The following is a 2389-nucleotide window of genomic DNA, read 5'->3' on the forward strand; positions in this document are numbered from 1 at the left end:
GGATGTCGGGTAAGAGACTGGCATTACTGCCAGCCCCTCCCCTAAGAACCGTACGTGACAGTTTCCCGTCATACGGCTCAAGCCTATCGTAAGGCCTCGTGTAAAACGAAACCCGGCTCAAATCAAGTAACCTGGTTCATGCAGATTTCGGTGACACCAGGGATGTACCATAATAGCGGGCCATTTCCTGTTGTTTTCGGTGTTAAAATGCGTCTTGAATCCTGTTTCGGATGTAATTCTTTCTCCGCATACAGGGCAGCACCGTTTCTGGTTGTTCCAGATTTTAACGAGTTTTTCCCGTCCTTTGGTACTGTTCAGCATTCTTTCTCCGTCACGTTCCTCATAATATCCCGTCCATTTTTCATCGAATGGGTTAGCTTCGGCGGCAATTTTCCTGAATCGGATGATTTTAGTATTTGCCGCGTATTCCAGCTTGAGGTATTTTTCATCGAAATCTTTACCGCGGAAAGCAGGCTCTGTTGCAAACGTCCACGTTCGGTTATCAATATGGTGCCAGTATTTGTTGGCAATCCATTTCCTACCTTTTCGCTTGTGTCTGCGGCAAGCCCACCTCCATAGGCACTCGAAAATCCTGTGGTCAACCAATCCAAAAATATCCGCAGAAACTACATAGCGATGGTAGTTGACCCAACCACGAATGACAGGATTTAACTTGCGAATGAGCAAGTCCTGTGTGGCTGTTTTGTTCTCCCTAACGATAGTCCGCACTTTTTTGAGGAAGGATTTTATCGCATTCTTTGACGGCTTAATGAGCAATTTTCCGTTGTATTTCCGAACGTTCTGCCCAAGAAAATCAAAACCGTCGCTGATATGTGTGATTACCGTTTTTTCCTCGGAGAGTTGCAGGCCGCGTTCCGCCAGAAAGTCCTTGATGAGCGGCATAACCTCATTGCGTAGAGTCTCCGGGCTTTTCCCGGTAACGATAAAGTCGTCGGCATATCGCACGAAGTTGATCTGGTCGTAAACAGTTTTACCTGCCACCGTCCGTCTCATTGGGAATCTTTCTTTTAGAATCCGCTCCAGACCGTCCAAGGTCATGTTCATCAAAACTGGCGATATTGTGCCGCCCTGTGGTGTTCCTTCTTCCGTTGGGAAGAGCTTTCTGGTTTCCACAAAGCCACATTTCAGCCACTTTCCGAGCATTTCTTTATCCATTGGAATGTTTGCCAGCAGCCAGTTATGGCTGATGTGGTCAAAGCAACCCTTAATGTCTCCCTCCAAAATCCATTGAGGGGAACCGGCTCTGCACAAATCGTTGAAGCATTGCCCGATAGCATCGTGTGTGCTTCTTCCAATTCTAAAGCCGTAGGAGTTCGGGTCTGCCAGAGTTTCTGCCAATGGTTCCAATGCAAACTTATATAATGTCTGCATGGCGCGGTCTGTCATCGTTGGAATACTCAGCGGGCGTAATTTTCCGTTTTTCTTCGGGATGTACACCCGTCTGAGAGGTTGGGGCCTATAGCCCCGGCGTTTGAGTTTGTCAATCGCTTCGAATTTGCCTTTTGGCGTTTTCCATAATTCATGGTCTACACCAGCGGTATTTTTGCCTTTATTACTTGTCACACGCTTCACCGCCAATGCCTTGGCATAGAAAGAGTGCGTCAACAGCCATTGCAAGGTTTTCACCTTGTTGTAATGACCGCCTTTTTGAGCCTTTACGATACGCATTTGCAGCTTTTTAACATAGGCCTCCGCTTTTTTCCAATCAATGGATTCCCAGCTTTGTGCCTTGTCAGCAGGCGCACACAGTTTTCTGTTCATTTGCGATTCCTCCTCTCAAAAGTTCTGTAAATTCTCTCGTAAAGATAGACCTGCTGGAAGTCAGCCCGCTTTCGCGTGGGATACTGTTTCAATCCCTATCCGTCCTCATTACAAGGTCGGCATTCGCTTTTTCCAGCGTTCCTTACCCGCGTTTCTATCGGCTTTCCTTGCGGTCAGCTTTCCGAATATCGGAGAAAGCGCGGGCTTACCACGTTTCACGTAATCAACCGTGTAGGTTAGGTGCCGCCTATCCGCCGGCAGTCCTGTTTGTCCATGTGTTCCCAGCTTACAGGGGAACATCCGACTGCACACCTTTTGGTTCAGGCTTATCAGCAACTTTAGCCTGGTTCCCACTAACGACGTTTAACAGCGATTTACTTACATTCACCATACTACACAAGCCAAGCTCCCCAGCCGGACGTTGCTTCCAGCTTTTCGCCTCTGCCTCGCGGTTTCGGCTTGACCCTTTCGGGAGGGCTGCCTTTTCTCGCCATGCTGCCTCACGGCCGTTGCCAGCCGCTTCGGTGACGATAGGCTACTGCTAATGGAATAACAGGTTCGGTCAATGCCGAACAGTTTAATTACGCGACCTCGTGTCGCGCGTAGG

Annotated in this window: 1 protein-coding gene; it reads right to left on the bottom strand. The window is 48.5% G+C overall.

Translation table 11 applies throughout. From position 1 onward, the window contains the following. Positions 1 to 117: 117 nt before the first annotated feature. A complete protein-coding gene (gene ltrA / locus ACQRD3_RS13410) occupies positions 118 to 1782 on the bottom strand; it encodes a group II intron reverse transcriptase/maturase (protein ID WP_427781724.1) in 1665 nt (554 codons plus the stop codon). Between the last annotated feature and the right edge of the window lie 607 nt (positions 1783 to 2389).

The organism is Candidatus Pseudoscillospira sp. SGI.172, from assembly GCF_050313575.1.
Classification (GTDB): Bacteria; Bacillota; Clostridia; order Oscillospirales; family Oscillospiraceae; genus Vermiculatibacterium.

Coding starts and splice junctions, on each gene's coding strand:
- ltrA (WP_427781724.1), bottom strand. CDS start 1,782: ATGAACAGAAAACTGTGTGCGCCTGCTGACAAGGCACAAAGCTGGGAA.